The following is a 15562-nucleotide window of genomic DNA, read 5'->3' as shown; positions in this document are numbered from 1 at the left end:
TCCCACTGCATCGATCCCACCCAAATGAAATGCCTGATTATCAATCTCGATCGGTCCCGCGATCGCCTCGCCCATGTAACGGCGGAGTTCGCCCGCATCGGCATCGCCTTCGAGCGGGTCGCCGCCATCGATGCGCGAGATCGGCCGGATCTGGCCGAAATGCCGCAGGGCAAGAAGCATTTGCGCCTGGCCGACGCCGAGATTGCCTGCCTGCTCAGCCACCAACAGTGTTGGTCGACGATCGCTGCAGGTGAGGATGCTTACGCGGCGATTTTCGAGGACGATGTCGTTTTCCCGGACAAAGCCGGCGCTTTGCTTGCCGATGCGGGCTGGATTCCCGCCGATGCGGACATCGTCAAGTTGGAAACGTTCTTCAACCGGACCGTAATTTCACGCAAGCAAGTTGCCTGCGGCCACGGTTTTTCTGCGAGCAGACTGCATGGGCTCCATATCGGTACGGCGGGATACATCCTGTCCAGACAGGCCGCGCGGGACCTTCTTGCGGCAACGAATGAGATCAGCATTCCCGTCGATCACCTCATCTTCAATCCGCGTTTTGCTACCTCGTCCGACAAGGTCATTTACCAACTCGTCCCAGCATTGTGCCTGCAGGCACAATTCCTCGGCGACAGTCCGGTGAGATTGCCAAGCCTGCTCAAGCAGGAGCGAACAGAGGAATGGGTGGCAAGCGGGATAGGTAAACGGCGCCCCAGGCCAATCACCGCCAAGGTAAGGATCGAGACCAGGCGGTTGACGCGGCAGATCGCCGATCTCTTCCGGCTCCGGCGCGAGATGATCATCCCTTTCTGGTATCGCGGCCGACGCGTCCGTCCGCCCCATACACAGCGCCGTGAAAACGCGCTATAGACGCCGCGCAAAGGCGAGGCCCACCGGCAATCCATGGCAAAAATCTCCCTCAAGCTCGACGCGCTGATCGACAGCGAGGCTTTGCGCCGCGACATGACGGCGCTGATCTCGGCGGCCAGCGGCATCGAGCCCGGCGCGCGCGTCGGTGCGCTCCGGCTGCTGAAGGATCGGCTGACCGAGGGCCGCAAGGTTGCCGAGCGCATGCTGATGGACGATGGCAGCGGCACGGCCTGCGCCGCCCGGCTGTCGCATCTGATGGACGAGATCATCCGCGCCCTCTACGAGTTCGCCGCGACCCACGTCTACCGGGTGAAAAGCCCCTCGACCGCAGAGCGCATGGCGGTCGTTGCCGTCGGCGGCTATGGCCGCGGCACGCTGGCGCCGGGCTCCGACATCGACCTGTTGTTCCTGCTGCCCTACAAGCAGACGCCGTGGGGCGAACAGATCGTCGAATATATGCTCTATATGCTGTGGGACCTCGGGTTGAAGGTTGGCCACGCCACCCGCAACATCGACGAGTGTCTCAGGCTGTCGCGCAGCGATATCACCATCCGCACCACGATCCTGGAAGCGCGGTTCCTGTGGGGCGAACAGAAGCTCTTCGACGAATTGCTCACCCGCTTCGACCATGAAGTGGTGCGCACCACCGGACCGGAATATGTGCAGGCCAAGCTCGCCGAACGCGACGATCGCCATGCCAAGGCCGGCGAAAGCCGCTATCTGGTCGAGCCCAACGTCAAGGACGGCAAGGGCGGCCTGCGCGATTTGCAGACGCTGTTCTGGATCGCCAAGTATTTTTATCGCGTGCGCACCGGCGAGGAATTGGTCGAGAAAGGTGTCTTCACCGAGGCCGAGTACCGCGAATTCCAGAAGGCCGAAGACTTCCTGTGGGCGGTGCGCTGCCACATGCATTTCCTCACCGGCAAGCCAGAGGAACGGCTGCATTTCGATATCCAGCGCGAGATCGCCGAACGGCTGGGCTACACCACCCATCCCGGTCTGTCGGCGGTCGAGCGCTTCATGAAGCATTACTTCCTCGTCGCCAAGGATGTCGGCGACCTCACCCGCATCTTCTGCGCCGCGCTCGAGGAAGAGCAGGCCAAGCATGTGCCCGGCTTCAACCGCATCTTCCTCACCTTCCAGCGCCGCAAGCGCAAGCTGGCAGGCACGTCGGACTTCATTGTCGACAATCACCGCATCAACGTCGCCGACGACAGCGTGTTCGAGCGCGACCCGGTCAATCTGCTCAGGCTGTTCTGGTTCGCCGACAAGCACGGGCTGGAGTTCCATCCCGATGCGCTGAAGCTGCTCACCCGCTCGCTCGGTCTGGTCAACAAGTCGCTGCGGCGCGACGAGGAGGCCAACCGGCTGTTCCTCGACATCCTGACCTCGGACCGCAATGCCGAGCTTAATTTGCGGCGCATGAACGAGGCCGGCCTGCTCGGCAGGCTGATCCCCGATTTCGGCAGAATAGTCGCCATGATGCAGTTCTCGATGTACCACCACTATACGGTGGACGAGCACCTGATCCGCTGCATCGGCGTCTTGGCCGAGATCGAGCGCGGCGACGGCGAAAAGGTGCATCCGCTCTCGCACACGCTGATGCCGGGGCTAGAGAAGAGCCGCGAGGCGCTCTATGTCGCGGTGCTGCTGCACGACATCGCCAAGGGCCGGCCGGAGGATCACTCAGAGGCCGGCGCCCGGATCGCGCGCCGCATCTGCCCGCATATGGGGCTGTCGGCGGCCGACACCGAGACAGTCGCCTGGCTGGTCGAGAACCATCTCGTGATGTCGATGACGGCGCAGACGCGCGACCTCAACGACCGCAAGACGATCGAGGATTTCGCCTCGATCGTGCAATCGGTCGAGCGGCTAAAAATGCTGTTGATCCTGACCGTCTGCGACATCAGGGGTGTCGGGCCGGGCGTGTGGAACGGCTGGAAGGGCCAGCTCCTGCGCACGCTCTACTACGAGACCGAACTGCTTTTGACCGGCGGCTTCTCGGAAGTGTCGCGCGCCAAGCGGACGGCGGCGGCGCGCGAGCGGCTGGCCGAGGCGCTGGCCGATTGGCCGGACAAGGCCCGCAAGCGCTATGTCGGCCTGCATTACGAGAACTATCTGCTGACGGTCGACCTCCCCGATCAGCTGCGCCATGCCGAATTCATCCGCGAAGCCGACGCGGCAGGCAAGAAGCTCGCCACCGTGGTCAGGACGCACCAATTCGAGGCGGTGACCGAGATCACCGTGCTGGCGCAGGATCATCCGCGCCTGCTTTCAGTTATTGCCGGCGCCTGTGCCGGCGCCGGCGGCAACATCGTCGACGCGCAGATATTCACCACGTCCGACGGCCGCGCGCTGGACATCATCCTGATCTCACGGGAATTCGACCGCGACGAGGATGAGCGCCGTCGCGCCGAGCGCGTCGGCCGGCTGATCGAGGACGTGCTGTCGGGCAAGAGCTGGTTGCCGGAGATGATCGAGAAGCGCACCCGGCCGCGTCGCGGCGCCAAGGTGTTCAAGATTCCGCCGCGCGCCGAAATCCGCAACACGCTGTCGAACCGGTTTTCGGTGATCGAGGTCGAGGGACTGGACCGGCCTGGGCTGTTGTCGGAAATCACCAGTGCGTTGTCCGATCTCTCGCTCGACATCGCCTCGGCCCACATCACCACCTTCGGCGAGAAGGTGATCGACACTTTCTATGTCACCGACCTGACGGGGCAGAAGATCGACAATCCGGCGCGCACCGCCGCCATCCACACAAGGCTGATCGCGGCACTTGAAGGCGTTGTCCCGGAGCGCGGCGGCAAGGCCAAGGCGGCGGCCGAGTGACCATCACTTTGTCCCAATCACCCCCTTTGTCCCAATCATCCCCTTTGTCCCAATCATCCAGGCAATCTCCCCGCGCATGAGCCTCGTCAAGAAATTCGCCACGGTTGCGTCCGGCACGCTGATGAGCCGCGCCCTTGGCTTTGGCCGCGAAATGCTGATGGCGGCCGCACTCGGCACCGGGCCGGTGGCGGACGCCTTCAACGCCGCCTTTCAGTTTCCCAACACGTTTCGCCGGCTGTTTGCAGAAGGCGCCTTCAACGCCGCTTTCGTGCCGCTGTTTGCCAAGGAGATCGAGACTCACGGCACCGAGGGCGCCAAGCGTTTTTCGGAGGAAGTGTTCGGCGTCCTGTTCACCGCACTTCTGGCGCTGACCATCGTCATGGAATTGGCGATGCCGCTGATCGTGCGCTATCTCGTGGCGCCGGGCTTTGCCGACACGCCGGGTAAGTTCGAGACGACCGTCCTGCTGGCGACGATCATGTTCCCGTATCTCATCTGCATGTCGCTCGCAGCGATGATGGCCGGCATGCTGAATTCGCTGCGCCGCTATTTCGCGGCTGCCGTGGCGCCGGCTTTCCTCAACATCATCCTGATCAGCGTGCTCGGCTACGCCTGGTACCACGGCATGGATGCCCGTGAGGTTGGTTTCAGCCTGTCCTGGGGCGTGCTGGCGGCGGGGCTGGTGCAGCTTGCCATCGTCTGGGTGGCGGTGCGCAATGCCGGCATCGCCATCGGCTTTCGCCGGCCGAAGATGACGCCCAACGTCAAGCGCCTGCTGATCCTGGCGCTGCCGGCGGCGATCACCGGCGGCATCACCCAGATCAACCAGCTGATCGGCACGGCGATCGCGTCGGCGCAGGACAGCGCCGTGTCGTCGCTTGCTTACGCCGACCGCATCTACCAGCTGCCGCTCGGCGTCGTCGGCGTTGCCGTCGCCATCGTGCTGTTGCCGGAACTGTCGCGGGCGCTGAAATCGGGCAATCTGGTCGAGGCGGCCAATCTGCAGAACCGCTCGGTCGAGTTCACCCTGTTCATGACCTTGCCGGCGGCGGCGGCCCTTTGGGTAATGGCGGAGCCGATCGTGCGGCTGGTCTATGAGCGCGGCGCCTTCGCCGCCAACGGCTCGACGCCGACGGTGGCCGCGATCCTGGCGATTTTCGGCCTCGGCCTGCCGGCCTTCGTGCTGATCAAGGCCTTCACTCCCGGCTATTTCGCCCGCGAGGACACGCGCACGCCGATGATGTTCGCCGCCATCTCGGTCGGCGTGAACGTGATCACCGCGCTGACGCTGTTCCCGAAAATGGGCGCGCCCGGCATTGCGGTGGCCTCGGCCGTCGCCGGCTGGGTCAACGCGGTGATGCTGCTTGCGGTGCTGATCCGACGTGGCCATTGGGGCCGCGACGTGCCGCTGTTGAAGCGCATTCCGCGTCTTGTGCTGTCGGCGGCGGTGATGGCGGTGGCGCTCTATTTCGCCGAGCATTGGCTGGCCGTCAGGCTCGGCCCCGGCTCGCCACTGGTGATCAAGGCAACGACGCTGCTGGCTCTCGTGGCCGGCGGCGCTCTGCTCTACTTCATCACGGCCTTTGCCACCGGCGGCGCCGATTTCGGCATGATCCGGCGCAATATTGGACGGAAGGGCACACCGCCGGTCACGGAACAGTCTCCAGATCCGTAAGCCTAACCGTAGAACCTGGTTAAACTTCGGCAGACAATTTGTCGTAAACCGAGCGTGGCAGCGGTTCGGGTGCCTGTTTGCTAAGCTCGACCCCGAATTCGGCCCGAAGCCGCGCCGCTGTTTCAAGCGGCGTCTCGTGGTCCTGTCGGGGCTTTGGGGCTTCCTCGTTGTTGACAGCGGGCATCGATTTCTCATCCGATGATATGCAATGCAGGTTCAAATATATCATAAATGTCGATGTCAGCGCGGCCCCTCATTCCCCTGCCGGGCATTTCTCCCCGTGAACGAACGGGGAGAAAGAGGCTGAACATGGCGCCAGCGCTTTCTCTGGCGATTGGCGAAAGCGGGCGATGACGGCGTTTTTCTCCCCCTCTCTATACGGGAAGAAATGTCCGCAGGACAATGAGGGGCGGCGCCAGCCTGTCAGGTCAATATACAGGGGCATCAGACGCGACCGCGCCATCCCCGCCTCTTGATCCTCTCCGCCCCTTCGTCCATAAGCGCGCCGTCGCAAGACTTTCGCCGCGCGTGGTTTCCAGCCGCGTGATTGGCTCCGAAAAGTCTGCAACTTTTCGGAATCACGCTTATACGGCCCTCCACAAGCCATGAGGACATCATGACCGCCTTCAAACAGCTCGTCTTTTCCGGGGTACAGCCGACCGGCAATCTGCATCTCGGCAACTATCTCGGCGCCATCAAGAAATTCGTCGCCCTGCAGGACACGTCAGACTGCATCTATTGCGTCGTCGACCTGCATTCGCTGACGGCACAGCTCGTCCATGATGACCTCGCAGACCAGACCCGCTCGATCACCGCGGCCTTCCTTGCCTCCGGCATCGACCCGAAGAAGCACATCGTCTTCAACCAGTCGCGGGTGATGCAGCATGCCGAGCTTGCCTGGATCTTCAATTGCGTGGCGCGCATCGGCTGGATGAACAAGATGACGCAGTTCAAGGACAAGGCCGGCAAGGACCGCGAGAACGCCTCGCTGGGCCTGCTTGCCTATCCCTCGCTGATGGCGGCCGACATCCTGCTCTACCGCGCCACCCATGTGCCGGTGGGCGAGGACCAAAAGCAGCATCTGGAGCTGACCCGCGACATCGCGCAAAAGTTCAATAATGATTTTTCGAGCCGCATCGCCAGTCTTGGCGTCGGCGTCGAGATGCAGGTCGGCGAAGAGACGGTAAACGGGTTCTTCCCGATAACCGAACCGGTGATCGGCGGGCCGGCGGCGCGCATCATGAGCCTGCGCGACGGTTCGAAGAAAATGTCGAAGTCGGACCCGTCCGACCTGTCGCGCATCAATTTGACCGACGATGCCGACACCATCTCGAAGAAGATCCGCAAGGCCAAGACCGACCCGGAAGCGTTGCCAAGCGAAGCCGACGGACTGGAAAGCCGCCCGGAAGCGGAAAACCTGGTCGGCATCTATGCCGGGCTGGCCGAGATGTCGAAGGCGGACGTGCTGAAGGAATTCGGCGGCCAGCAGTTTTCCGTGTTCAAGCCGGCGCTCGCCGACCTTGCCGTGGAAAAACTGGCGCCGATCGCCGGCGAGATGCGCCGTATCGAGGGAGACCGCGCCTATGTCGACGCGGTGCTGAGAGACGGCGGCGAACGCGCCGGCGCGCTGGCTGGGACCACCATGAAGACGGTACGCGACATTATCGGCCTGTTGCAGGGCTGATCCTACCGTCAGTGCACCGCACCATTCTGGCCCAAGGCCGGCGGCTTGCCGCCGGTCTGTCGCGGTGGCAGATTGCGGCCGAAACATCGAGTAGATAGACATGGTCTCCAAACGCCTCAGTCGCGAAGCCGGCCATCGCAGGAAATTCCTGACGATCATCGACGACACGCCCGAGTGCGAGCGCGCCGTCGCCTACGCCTCCAAGCGGGCGCAGAGCACCAGCGGCACGCTGGTGCTGCTCTACATCATCACACCGGACGACTTTCAGCACTGGCTGGGCGTCGAGAAGATCATGCGCGAGGAAGCCAACGCCACGGCGCGCGCGGCACTCGACGGCTACGCCAACAAGGTGCGCCAGAAGCTCGGCATCGAGCCCGAGATGGTGGTGCGCGAAGGCAAGCCGACCGAAGAGATCCACAAGCTGATCGAGGAAGACCAGGACATCGCCATCCTGGTGCTGGCGGCAGGTGCCGGCAAGGAAGGACCCGGGCCGCTGGTCGGGGCTGTTGCCGGCAAGGGCGCCGCCTTCCCTATTCCCGTCACGGTGGTGCCGCAGAACCTTTCGGACGAGGAGATTGACAGCCTCGCGTAGAGAGTGATGCGGGAAAGTGTGAAGCGGTTCGGATAACATCACGATCCTGGATTTATAGCCCGCGCGGGATTCCTTCCCAGCCAGCAAAAACATTCCGCCAGCCAGCCATTTTGAGCGATGCGTTTCGCTTGAATGTACAGCCGATTGAGCCTATTTAGAACTATTCCAAACTAGCTGCCCGACTGGGGCACGGAGACGGCCATGTTCATCCAGACCGAATCGACGCCGAACCCGGCAACGCTGAAGTTCCTGCCCGGCAAGGAAGTGCTTGTCGAAGGCACCGCCGATTTCCGCGACGCCGACAGTGCAGCCAGCGCCTCGCCGCTGGCCGGCCGCCTGTTCGAGATCCCCGGCGTGACCGGCGTCTTCTTCGGCTATGACTTCATCACCGTGACCAAGGACGGCCCGGACTGGCAGCACCTGAAGCCGGCGATCCTGGGCGCCATCATGGAGCATTTCATGTCGGGCGCGCCCGTCATGGTCAACGCCGGCCCCGCCGCCGAGACCAGCCAGACCGGCGAATTCTACGACAAGGCCGATGAGCAACTGGTCATCACCATCAAGGAATTGCTCGACACCAGGGTGCGCCCGGCGGTTGCCCAGGATGGCGGCGACATCACCTTCCGCGGCTTCGAGAACGGCACCGTGTTCCTGCACATGAAGGGCGCCTGCGCCGGCTGCCCGTCCTCGACGGCGACGCTGAAGCACGGCATCCAGAACCTGCTCCGCCACTTCGTGCCGGAAGTACAGCAGGTCGAGCAGGTCTCCTAAGACCCCTTCACGCATTCGAGCGAGCAACAAAAAACCGGGCCAGATTGCCCGGTTTTCTGTTTTGGACGTCCGTTGTTGCCTAGACGGTCCGCGTACGAAGGGTAACGCCTTCTTTGACCATGATCTTCCCGAAAACCGGTTCCACTTTTCGCTTTCGTGGACCTCGGTTCCGGATCATGGTCCTACATCACGATGACCTTGGCGCCGACCGACGTGCGGTCGTAGAGGTCGATGATGTCCTGGTTCATCAGCCGGATGCAGCCTGACGACATCGCCTTGCCGATCGAATTCCATTCCGGACTGCCGTGTAGGCGGTAGCCCATATCACCGCCCTTGTTGAACAGATACATGGCGCGCGCGCCGAGCGGGTTCTTCAGGCCCGGCTCCATGCCGCTCGCGAACTTCGCTAGCTCCGGCTGGCGCTGGATCATCTGCCGCGGCGGCGTCCAGGTAGGCCATTCGCGCTTCAGCGCGATATGGGCGGTGCCGTGCCATTCAAAGCCTTCGCGGCCGACGCCGATCCCGTAGCGGATCGCCCGGCCGTCGCCTTCGACGAAGTAGAGAAACTTGTTCTGAGTATCGACGACAATGGTGCCCGGCTTTTCCGAGGTGTCGTAGTTTACCTCTTGCCGGTGGTACTTCAGCGGCACCCTCTCGATCGGGATGCGCGGCAGTTGGTAGCCTGCATCGTTCACCGAACCGTAGTTGTTGGTGAACAGCTGCGAGCCGATCGTGCTGCAACCCGAGATCGCGGCCGACAACGCAAGTGCGGCGACGATTGCAAATGACTTCATGCGCATGAAATGGTCCGATGCCCCGCCAAGATGTCGCGACACGTTACGGCCGCTTTTCCTGAAATCATTCATGCTGGCATTTGCTTTGCTTGCCAAGCGCGCGATGCCTATATGCAGGAGCTTACGTGCCGGTAAGCCGTCAACTATGGCATTTCGGCAACAGGACTCACGGGATTGTGAAGGAAAAACAATGGTCGGTCCTGTCGGATAGCCTAGAATCAGGGAACCACATCGAGGAATCACAATGAATGTAGGCGACGCCGCGGCGCGGTCCGGCCTGCCGGCCAAGACCATCCGCTACTATGAAGAGATCGGCCTGATCGCCCCGGCGCGCGCCGGCAATGGCTATCGCGATTATTCCAGCGACGACATCCATCGGCTGGCCTTCCTGCGCCGCGCTCGCAACCTCGGCTTTTCAATCGACGATTGCCGGCAGCTGATGGCGCTCTACCGGGACCGCAGCCGCGCCAGCCACGATGTGCGCGAGATTGCCGCCGCCCATGTGAGCGCCATCGAGGAAAAGGTGCGCGAGCTGCAGTCGATGCGCACGACCTTGCAGACGCTGATCCAGGCCTGCCATGGTGACGACCGGCCGGATTGCCCGATTTTGGATGACATTGCGGGGGCTGCGCAGGCCGCAGACAGGCGGGCCACGGTTTGAAGCACGGGCGCCGGGATAGACTGGGCGCCGGACGCGCAAGAAAAACCTCCAAATGTCTATATCTCATTTGGCTAAAATTACGGAACGTCCAATGGACAAGAACGGAACCAAAGCGGTTACATCAGACCTTTGCGCTCACGACGTAAGACTTTAGTCCGGCAGATTTATAGCTAAGAACGGAAGTCGATCGGCACGACATAGGGCCGCTGCGGATCAATACCAGACTGCACCCAGACGAATATGGTGCGATCGCGGAAGACGCTCGGACCAAGCCGTCACCCAGGTTTGTCAACCGAATAATCGTCTGATGAGGCGCGCGGATGCTGGGGTCAAAATCCGAAAGCGACCGCCACCTTCAGACCGAACGAGTAAGAAGCAGACCTAGCTTGAGGTAGGTTCAAACTCTTCTCTGACTTCCTTCCAGAGCAAAAACTTGAATGGCCACGCTCTGAGATAGGGGATCAGCTTCTCTCGCGGCAGAGCCGCAAAAAGAAGGGTGGTCAGAACTGAAAACATACAGGACAGAAACGCCACAAAAGCTATCGGCATCATCAATACCGCAGTGAAGCCACCGACAATATGCGGCCAAGTACCCTTCTCAGCTACGATTCCCGCGCTAGCAAGAAGGCCAATCCCCAGCAAGATTAGGCCTATCGTGCCCAACGATACGAGCAGCGCGGTGAGTGCGGTTCTACGCTTCATATGCTTTGCCTCCCGGTAGCTTATCTCAAGCATAGCGGGGATCAATCCGCAGGGCGCGTTGTAAAGTATATAGTCGCCCTGCGAAAGGCGATTGTATGGTTGACAAACCCATTTGCTCACGACCTTGGCCCTGCTAGTCTCGCGCTTGGGTTTGGGGGTCAAGACATGAATGCCGTTGAGTTTATCGACAAGGTTCTAACGCCGCTCGGTGGCGGGCTTGGGGTCCTGCTGGCATGCCGGTTTTCACCGCAACTTCGTGCGCAGGTCAGGCCTGGTCTGGAATTAGTGATGGCAGTTATTGTCGTGCTGATCCTGGGAGCCATCAAATGGCTCTAGGAGCTACCCAGCCGTAGGGAAGTAACCAATTCGGAACCAAATTCCGCCTAACGCTTACGAGTCGTCGTTTCGTATACGGCTTGGTCATTTACAAGGTTTCGTATGCATCCGCCCTGATAGCCGCCAGTCGGAACGCGCTATGCTGGTGCGGCGTGGCGTGCAACGGCTGTTGCGGGACATGGGCCCTCTGCATAACTGGCCCACGCTTGCCGCGGCGATAACAGGCCCTGACTGCCTCGATTTTTGATGATATGGCGGGCTTAGGCCGGGCGAAGACAAGGCCGCTTCGGGCAGTGACATAAGCGGCCGGACCTCGCTCATCCGAGACTTCAGGACCTTTTCGGCCATCCCGCTTCTCACAAACGCGGAGATGACACCGATCAGAGATTCGATCCAACGCAGTATTGTCCGCAGTACTTCCCGTAGCGCCTGGCCCATGACGTGACATGCCTCTCGGATCATCAACCGTAGCAGGATTATATTCCTATCCGGCCGAATTTGTCAATCGGATTTTGCCCAACATGGGTTCAAACCGTGAACAAAATCTGGCATGGTGGGTGCCATGCCGATCATTTCGCCGATTCTCCTCAATCCCCTGATCGATGGCCGCCAGTCGGAACGCGCCATGCTGGTGCGGCGTGGCGTGCAGCGGCTGTTGATGCAAATGGGCATGCATGTGCTGCCCGAACTGTCGCTGGCCACCGGGCGGCGCGCCGACCTTGTGGCGCTGACCAGGCAGGGCGACATCTGGATCATCGAGATCAAATCCTCGATCGAGGATTTTCGCGTCGACCGCAAATGGCCTGATTACCGGCTGCACTCCGACCGCTTCTTCTTCGCCACGCATCCCGGCGTGCCCTCGGATATTTTTCCGGAGGAATGCGGCTTCATCCTCTCCGACGGCTACGGCGCCGAGATTCTGCGCGATGCGCCCGAGCACCGGATGGCGGCGGCAACGCGCAAGGCGCTGATGCTGCGCATCGCACGGGCGGGTGCGGCGCGGCTGCTGGCGGCGGAACTGGCGGGTGTGGCGGTGCCGGCGCTGGCGGGAGAGAGCGAGTAGACGAAGCTCAAGTTCCTCGCCCCGCTTTGCGGGGGCGAGGAACCCAAGAACACCTACTCCACCACCTCCTCCACCCCTGCCGCCGGCGCCATCAGGAGCACGGCGGCACCCAGCAGCGCTGCAACGAAGGACCCCGCCAGGATGCCGACCTTGACGGCGTCCTGCAGCGCCATGTCGTTGGCGAAGGCGAGCAGGCCGATGAACAGGCTCATGGTGAAGCCGATGCCGCAGAGCAGCGAAATGCCGATCATGTGCAGCCAGCCGGCATTGACCGGCAGGTCGGCGAAGCCGAGCCGGATCGCCAGCGCCGAGGAGCCGAAGACGCCGGCCAGCTTGCCCAGCACCAGGCCGGCGGCAACGCCGAGCGTCAGCGGCTCGACCAGGGCAGAGGCGCTGAGGCCGGCCAGCGACACGCCGGCATTGGCAAAGCCGAAAATCGGGATGACGAAGAACGGCACGATCTTGTGCAGGCCGTGCTCCAACCGGTGCAGCGGCGAATGGTCGAGATCGTGCCCGCTGCCGGGAGAAGTTTTCAGCGGAATGGTGAGCGCCAGCGCCACGCCGGCCAGCGTCGCATGCACACCCGATTTCAGCACGAGCACCCACAGCACGGCGCCGAGCACGAGGTAAGGCGTCAGCCTCGTCACCCGCATGCGGTTGAGCACGATGAGCACCGCGATGACGGCGAAGGCCGCACCGAGATAGGCCAGCGACAGGCCGCTTGTGTAGAAGATGGCGATGATGATGACGGCGCCGAGATCGTCGATGATGGCGAGCGCGGTGAGAAATATCTTGAGCGACGCCGGCACGCGGTTGCCGAGCAGCGACAGTACGCCGAGCGCAAAGGCGATATCGGTGGCGGTCGGGATCGCCCAGCCGGAGAGCGCGGCGGCGTTGTTGCGGTTGATGGCGACATAGACCAGCGCGGGAACCAGCATGCCGCCGGCGGCGGCGACGCCCGGCAGCACGCGGCGCGGCCAGGTCGAGAGCTGACCGTCGAGCATCTCGCGCTTGATCTCGAGGCCGACCAGCAGGAAGAACACCGCCATCAGCCCATCATTGATCCAGTGCGACACGCTGAGCGGGCCGAGATAGGCGTGGAGAGCGGCGAAATAGGTTTCGGCCAATGGTGAATTGGCGACGATCAGCGCAAGGGCTGCCGCAACCATCAGGATGATGCCGCCCGCCGCCTCGCCATCGAGGAATTCGCGAAGGATGGATTTCGGCTGCTTGTCGCGCATCTGTGCTCCGTTGCCGGGTTTTCCGGCGGCGTTATTGCCGATGATGGGCAAAGGTCGATGGCACGGCAAGCGCAACTGTTTCCAGCGTTGGCGCCGCCCCTCATTGTCCTGCCGGACGTTCGTCATTCGAAAAGCCAAGCAGTTGGCTTTTCGTCCGCTTCGCGGACCATTCCTCAACTCCCCACATAGCGACGGGGAGAAAGAGGCAGCTTCAGCCTCGCCGTCGTCTCCTGCAACGCCGGCGATTGGCGAAACCGGCGATGAGAGCGCCCCTCTCCCCCGTCTCTATACGGGGAGAGGATGCCGGCAGGCAGGTGAGGGGCAGCGCTGAGGTTCGGCAATTGGCCGCCGGCGCCACCGGCGCGTGAACCTCAGCGTGGTGCGCGCTTGGCGAGTATGCGCTGCAGCGTGCGGCGATGCATGTTGAGCCGGCGCGCGGTTTCCGACACGTTGCGGTCGCACATTTCGTAGACGCGCTGGATGTGTTCCCAGCGCACGCGGTCGGCCGACATCGGATTTTCCGGGGGGGCGGCGCGCTCGCCGGCGGTGCGGGTGAGCGCTGCAAACACGTCGTCGGCGTCAGCCGGCTTCGACAGATAGTCGATGGCGCCGAGCTTCACCGCGGTCACCGCGGTGGCAATGTTGCCGTAGCCGGTGAGGATGACGGTGCGGGCATCGTCGCGCTTCTCGCGGATGGCGGCGACGACGTCGAGGCCGTTGCCGTCGCCAAGCCGCATGTCGACCACCGCATAGGCCGGCGGGTGGGCGCGCGCCTTGGCCACTGCCTCCTCGACGCTCTCGGCCGTCTCGACCACGAAACCCCTGGTTTCCATGGCGCGGGCCAGCCGCGTCAGGAACGGCTTGTCGTCGTCGACGATGAGCAGCGAGGTGTCCTCGCCTTCGACCATTGCGCCAATTGCTTCTTCGCCAGTCATTATCTCAAAAAATCCTGCTGCCTTAATTTTACGCAGATATAGTTCCTGAACGCCATTGTCCAATTTTGCCGCCTCCGCCAAGGCTTTTACGCGGTGTCGAACATCGAGATCCCCACCGATTCCGGGTTGAGGAAGACCGTGCGCGGCCACGATATCTGCACGATCGCGCCTTCGCCCAGTCCGCTCGAATTGCGGAAATCGAGCGTGGCGCCGGAGCGTTCGAGCAAGGTCTTGGCGATGAACAGCCCGAGACCCAGGCCACCGCCGGCCTCGTTGCCCTGGCGTGTCGACATATAGGGCTCGCCGATGCGATCGATGATTTCGGGCGGAAAGCCCGGCCCGTCGTCGATGATCGAGAAGGTGACGTCGAGCTCGTCCCAGCTCCAGCGCACGGTGACGGTCTTGCGGGCGAAGTCGACGGCGTTCTCGACCAGATTGCCGAGGCCGTAGATGACGCCGGGGTTGCGCCGTCCCACCGGTTCGGGGCCGACGCGCTCGCCCGGCCGAAGCTTGATCGAGATGCCGAAATCGCGGTGCGGCGCCGTCACCTCCTCGACCAGCGAGGTCAGCGGCAGACGCGACAGATGCGCCTCGCCCTCGGAGGACAGGCTGGTCAGCCGCTTCAGGATCTCGCGGCAGCGCTCGCTCTGCGACCGCAACAGCTTCACATCCTCACCATATTTCGGATCGTTACCCAGCGCCTTCTCCATTTCCTTGGAGACAAGGGCGATGGTGGCGAGCGGCGTGCCGAGTTCGTGCGCGGCGGCGGCGGCGAGGCCATCGAGCGCCGACAGATGCTGCTCGCGCTGCAACACCAGTTCGGTGGCGGCAAGCGCATTGGCGAGCAGGCGAGCTTCCTCGGCGACGCGGAAGGCATAGATGGCGGTGAAGGCGATCGAGGAAAACACCGCCATCCATATCCCGGCGACATAGATGAACGGCATGGGCAGCGGCGCGCCCTCATACCATGGCAGCGGCTGGTGGAAGAAGACCAGCAACGTGGCCGCCGCCATGACCAGCGCGCCGAGCACCGCAGTCAGCCGGAGCGGCAGCGACGCCGCCGAGATGACGACGGGCACGGTCATCAGCACCGAGAACGGGTTGGTGAGGCCGCCGGTCAAATAGAGCAGGCCGGCAAGCTGCAGGCTGTCGAAGGTCAGGATGAAAAAGGCTGAGAACGGGGTCAGCCGGTGCGCTGCCGGATAGCGGAAGGTCAGCACCAGGTTGAGCCAGGCCGAGCAGGCGACCAGCGCGAAGCAGAGGCTGACCGGCAGCGGGAATTTGAGCCCATAGGCGACGACCAGCACCGTCAGGCTCTGGCCGACAATGGCCAGCCAGCGCAGCCGGATCAGCGTGTTGAGGCGCAGCCGCTGGCTTTGCTGGAAGTCTGGCGCGTGCAGGATGTTGATCAT

The 15562-nt window shown here is 62.7% G+C and carries 14 protein-coding genes; 9 read left to right on the top strand and 5 right to left on the bottom strand.

The genetic code is table 11. From position 1 onward, the window contains the following. Positions 1-24: 24 nt before the first annotated feature. The 6 genes from NLY44_RS25530 (at position 25) to NLY44_RS25505 (ending at position 8418) form a co-directional block, all read left to right on the top strand. Complete coding sequence (locus tag NLY44_RS25530) at positions 25-867, top strand: glycosyltransferase family 25 protein (RefSeq protein ID WP_023690024.1); 843 nt, start codon at positions 25-27, stop codon at positions 865-867. Between the two features lie 33 nt (positions 868-900). Beyond that, the gene (locus NLY44_RS25525) at positions 901-3696 is read left to right on the top strand and encodes a [protein-PII] uridylyltransferase (RefSeq protein ID WP_023725836.1); all 2796 of its coding nucleotides are present in this window, start codon (positions 901-903) and stop codon (positions 3694-3696) included. A gap of 76 nt (positions 3697-3772) precedes the next feature. Continuing rightward, positions 3773-5371 carry a murein biosynthesis integral membrane protein MurJ gene (gene murJ, locus NLY44_RS25520; RefSeq protein WP_023806144.1) on the top strand — a complete coding sequence of 533 codons (1599 nt, stop codon included), beginning with the start codon at positions 3773-3775 and terminating at the stop codon, positions 5369-5371. Between the two features lie 616 nt (positions 5372-5987). Beyond that, positions 5988-7055 carry a tryptophan--tRNA ligase gene (gene trpS / locus NLY44_RS25515; protein ID WP_023738118.1) on the top strand — a complete coding sequence of 356 codons (1068 nt, stop codon included), beginning with the start codon at positions 5988-5990 and terminating at the stop codon, positions 7053-7055. Positions 7056-7155: 100 nt separating this feature from the next. Beyond that, positions 7156-7647 (top strand): universal stress protein, encoded by a 492-nt coding sequence (locus NLY44_RS25510; RefSeq protein ID WP_023672856.1) that lies wholly within the window; start codon positions 7156-7158, stop codon positions 7645-7647. 201 nt (positions 7648-7848) lie between these two features. After that, positions 7849-8418 carry a NifU family protein gene (locus NLY44_RS25505; RefSeq protein ID WP_023685140.1) on the top strand — a complete coding sequence of 190 codons (570 nt, stop codon included), beginning with the start codon at positions 7849-7851 and terminating at the stop codon, positions 8416-8418. Between the two features lie 182 nt (positions 8419-8600). Here the strand turns inward: NLY44_RS25505 and NLY44_RS25500 are convergent, their stop codons facing one another. Beyond that, the gene (locus tag NLY44_RS25500) at positions 8601-9218 is read right to left on the bottom strand and encodes a L,D-transpeptidase (protein ID WP_023692663.1); all 618 of its coding nucleotides are present in this window, start codon (positions 9216-9218) and stop codon (positions 8601-8603) included. Between the two features lie 238 nt (positions 9219-9456). Here NLY44_RS25500 and cueR point away from each other — a divergent pair, with 238 nt between their 5' ends. Beyond that, positions 9457-9873, top strand: a complete 417-nt coding sequence (cueR, locus tag NLY44_RS25495) for a Cu(I)-responsive transcriptional regulator (RefSeq protein WP_023672853.1) — start codon at positions 9457-9459, stop codon at positions 9871-9873. Between the two features lie 381 nt (positions 9874-10254). Here the strand turns inward: cueR and NLY44_RS25490 are convergent, their stop codons facing one another. Further along, positions 10255-10575: a hypothetical protein gene (locus NLY44_RS25490; protein ID WP_023807719.1), complete on the bottom strand. Its 321-nt coding sequence runs from the start codon at positions 10573-10575 to the stop codon at positions 10255-10257. A gap of 165 nt (positions 10576-10740) precedes the next feature. On the opposite strand from NLY44_RS25490, the gene NLY44_RS25485 reads away from it, so the two are divergent. Together NLY44_RS25485 and NLY44_RS25480 are read left to right on the top strand one after the other, a co-directional pair. Next, positions 10741-10911, top strand: coding sequence for a hypothetical protein (locus NLY44_RS25485; protein ID WP_023685143.1), 171 nt, complete (start codon positions 10741-10743; stop codon positions 10909-10911). A gap of 562 nt (positions 10912-11473) precedes the next feature. Next, positions 11474-11974 carry an MmcB family DNA repair protein gene (locus NLY44_RS25480; protein ID WP_023806146.1) on the top strand — a complete coding sequence of 167 codons (501 nt, stop codon included), beginning with the start codon at positions 11474-11476 and terminating at the stop codon, positions 11972-11974. A 53-nt stretch (positions 11975-12027) separates the two neighbouring features. Here NLY44_RS25480 and nhaA read toward each other — a convergent pair whose 3' ends face one another. The 3 genes from nhaA to NLY44_RS25465 all read right to left on the bottom strand — a co-directional run bounded on the left by nhaA (position 12028) and on the right by NLY44_RS25465 (position 15562). Then, positions 12028-13215, bottom strand: coding sequence for a Na+/H+ antiporter NhaA (nhaA, locus tag NLY44_RS25475; RefSeq protein ID WP_023732524.1), 1188 nt, complete (start codon positions 13213-13215; stop codon positions 12028-12030). A gap of 371 nt (positions 13216-13586) precedes the next feature. Beyond that, positions 13587-14150, bottom strand: a complete 564-nt coding sequence (locus tag NLY44_RS25470) for an ActR/PrrA/RegA family redox response regulator transcription factor (RefSeq protein WP_023672848.1) — start codon at positions 14148-14150, stop codon at positions 13587-13589. Between the two features lie 86 nt (positions 14151-14236). Beyond that, a complete protein-coding gene (locus NLY44_RS25465; RefSeq protein WP_023685147.1) occupies positions 14237-15562 on the bottom strand; it encodes an ActS/PrrB/RegB family redox-sensitive histidine kinase in 1326 nt (441 codons plus the stop codon).

Source organism: Mesorhizobium sp. C089B (genome assembly GCF_030323125.1).
Lineage (GTDB): Bacteria > Pseudomonadota > Alphaproteobacteria > Rhizobiales > Rhizobiaceae > Mesorhizobium.
The sequence above is the reverse complement of the archived record's forward strand: the minus strand, read 5'-3'. Positions and strand labels throughout refer to the sequence as shown.

Excerpts from the sequence above, each read along its gene's own strand:
- NLY44_RS25480 (WP_023806146.1), top strand. The coding sequence starts at position 11,474 with ATGCCGATCATTTCGCCGATTCTCCTCAATCCCCTGATCGATGGCCGC.
- NLY44_RS25525 (WP_023725836.1), top strand. The coding sequence starts at position 901 with ATGGCAAAAATCTCCCTCAAGCTCGACGCGCTGATCGACAGCGAGGCT.
- trpS (WP_023738118.1), top strand. The coding sequence starts at position 5,988 with ATGACCGCCTTCAAACAGCTCGTCTTTTCCGGGGTACAGCCGACCGGC.
- NLY44_RS25530 (WP_023690024.1), top strand. The coding sequence starts at position 25 with ATGAAATGCCTGATTATCAATCTCGATCGGTCCCGCGATCGCCTCGCC.
- NLY44_RS25465 (WP_023685147.1), bottom strand. The coding sequence starts at position 15,562 with ATGATCAACATCCTGCACGCGCCAGACTTCCAGCAAAGCCAGCGGCTG.
- NLY44_RS25510 (WP_023672856.1), top strand. The coding sequence starts at position 7,156 with ATGGTCTCCAAACGCCTCAGTCGCGAAGCCGGCCATCGCAGGAAATTC.
- NLY44_RS25470 (WP_023672848.1), bottom strand. The coding sequence starts at position 14,150 with ATGACTGGCGAAGAAGCAATTGGCGCAATGGTCGAAGGCGAGGACACC.
- NLY44_RS25490 (WP_023807719.1), bottom strand. The coding sequence starts at position 10,575 with ATGAAGCGTAGAACCGCACTCACCGCGCTGCTCGTATCGTTGGGCACG.
- NLY44_RS25485 (WP_023685143.1), top strand. The coding sequence starts at position 10,741 with ATGAATGCCGTTGAGTTTATCGACAAGGTTCTAACGCCGCTCGGTGGC.
- nhaA (WP_023732524.1), bottom strand. The coding sequence starts at position 13,215 with ATGCGCGACAAGCAGCCGAAATCCATCCTTCGCGAATTCCTCGATGGC.
- NLY44_RS25505 (WP_023685140.1), top strand. The coding sequence starts at position 7,849 with ATGTTCATCCAGACCGAATCGACGCCGAACCCGGCAACGCTGAAGTTC.
- NLY44_RS25500 (WP_023692663.1), bottom strand. The coding sequence starts at position 9,218 with ATGCGCATGAAGTCATTTGCAATCGTCGCCGCACTTGCGTTGTCGGCC.
- murJ (WP_023806144.1), top strand. The coding sequence starts at position 3,773 with ATGAGCCTCGTCAAGAAATTCGCCACGGTTGCGTCCGGCACGCTGATG.
- cueR (WP_023672853.1), top strand. The coding sequence starts at position 9,457 with ATGAATGTAGGCGACGCCGCGGCGCGGTCCGGCCTGCCGGCCAAGACC.